Source organism: Xenorhabdus khoisanae (assembly GCF_001037465.1).
GTDB classification, from domain to species: Bacteria; Pseudomonadota; Gammaproteobacteria; order Enterobacterales; family Enterobacteriaceae; genus Xenorhabdus; species Xenorhabdus khoisanae.
Genome location: NZ_LFCV01000114.1, coordinates 1 through 1,881, shown reverse-complemented (window position 1 = coordinate 1,881; position 1,881 = coordinate 1). Strand labels below are relative to the sequence as shown.

At 40.7% G+C, this 1,881-nt stretch carries 2 protein-coding genes and 1 pseudogene; all 3 read left to right on the top strand.

Going from position 1 to position 1,881, the window contains the following annotated elements; genetic code table 11:
* Positions 1 to 477: 477 nt before the first annotated feature.
* The gene (locus AB204_RS15550; RefSeq protein ID WP_047964288.1) at positions 478 to 714 is read left to right on the top strand and encodes a helix-turn-helix domain-containing protein; all 237 of its coding nucleotides are present in this window, start codon (positions 478 to 480) and stop codon (positions 712 to 714) included.
* A gap of 187 nt (positions 715 to 901) precedes the next feature.
* A pseudogene (locus tag AB204_RS15545) lies at positions 902 to 1,162 on the top strand (Tn3 family transposase); the annotation flags it as partial.
* Positions 1,163 to 1,405: 243 nt separating this feature from the next.
* A partial coding sequence (locus AB204_RS15540; RefSeq protein WP_047964286.1) for an exonuclease/endonuclease/phosphatase family protein occupies positions 1,406 to 1,881 on the top strand: 476 nt, incomplete at its 3' end.

Below are 1,881 nucleotides of genomic sequence, written 5' to 3'. Positions count from 1 at the left end.
TTCACTTTATGCCTTGTCATGTTGGATTTGGATATTATGACATATTAGTATGATTCTGCTATACATCAAAATGAGTGTTGCAAAAACGGGGAAGACCATAGATTTGTTTCGCCACCCGAAGGTGATCCTGCAGGCGATGGATCATGTAATAACAAGAAAGATATTAATAATTTCATCAGACACGGTCAAACTTTTGCCTTATGTTATTAACTCGGCGGCAATTTATATCTGACATACTGTGTGAATGAAAACAGATGCACACAAGTTCACGTCTGAGCAACAAGCGTTGCTGAAGCAGCAAGCTATCCGCTCTCATTGGGGTAGACCCAACAGTCGTGTCACTAGCCGCCATTTAGTGAATCGGGTTCTGAACTGTATTCATACCTATTCTAGGGCTTAACGGATAATCGCCCGTTAAGCCCTAGAATTCAAATATCTTTACTGTGTCGATGAGGGATCAGGAAACGCATCTGAGTAATGTTGCATGATCATGCATGTTGCCGGATTGATGGGCATTGCTTTGCCGTCATTGAGTCGCCGTCTGACCGAATTGGTCTGGATTCCGCCCGTCAACGCGGACGGATTGGCGAACGACCTTTTGCCATTACTGGCGAGAAACTAGATGCCATCATTGCTGCACTGAATAGAGGGATGTCAAAAGCGGCAGTTTGCCGCAATTTCGGCGTCAAACGAACCACCCTGATTGAAACCTGACGCGCGTCGGTTGTCCTGCATCATTGAATTTGAAAGTGAAGTCTTACTCACCGACCGAACAGAGGAGCGCCTGCGTGCCGAAATCCGTGCACGCTTTGGCTTCAGGGAGGCAACCGTCGCCGATGCCTGACCGAATAGCCGTACTGGAAACGTTGCGCGAACGATTACGCTGTAAAGAAATTTAGGTTGTTGGAGTTCGGAAGTGGCATCAATGATCGAGGGAGTGCTCCATCATTGCACCGAGATAGAAGTTGAACGACAGTACGTTGATTCGCACAGTCAGAGCACAGTGGCTTTTGCTTTCTACCTATTACTTGGTTGCCAGTTATTGTCCCGCCTCAAAGCTATTCACTCACAGAAATTATATCAACCGGAGAGCAGTAAAGCTGACTCCTATGCCAACTTGCAACAAATTTTGACTAAACCCATCGATTGGGGATCAGTACGGTAGCAATATGACCAAATGGTAAAATATGCTACGGCGTTACGTCTGGGTACAAATGCTTTAATTTAAATTTTTTTTGAAGCGCAATGCATAAATATTAATGTTCCTTTATGTTGTTCTATTAGGGAATTTCATTCATTCTATAAACAAGTTCTCGATATGCCTTATTGTCACTGAACATAAAGATCCTTAATTTACTTTTATATTATAGGTCAGAGCTCAACATTTAATCGGCAAGGAATGAAAATGAGTATTCCACAGTTTGATATTATCGATTCCCCTTCACATTCAGTTAGTGATTCTTTAGCTGAAGTTAGTAGCAATAATTTATGTTTGCACACACTCACATATAATATTAAATATCCGCCTCCACGAACGTCATCACCTATAAGGGCTGGTAAGATCGGATTATCCTTAAAGCAAGTCAATAATAACTACGATGTTATCGCATTGCAAGAGTGTTTTTTTGAAATTTATTATGAAGATATGGTCAAAAATTCAATGCTTCTAACTTCTTCTTATAAATATCATTCAAATATTGTTGGTTATCCGTCTAGCTTTTTATTTAAGGATTCTGGAGGTGCTGTCTTTATAAGTAAGTGGCCAATTGTCAATCAATGGGAACATGTTTTTACCAATAATACATTTGATGACGGTCTTGGTCGACAACAAAAAGGTATTATTGCCATTGAAATAAATAAAAATGGTCAACACTATTATAT

Bases quoted from the DNA above. Each gene is read 5' to 3' on its own strand.
- AB204_RS15550 (WP_047964288.1), top strand. From the start codon at position 478: ATGTTGCATGATCATGCATGTTGCCGGATTGATGGGCATTGCTTTGCC.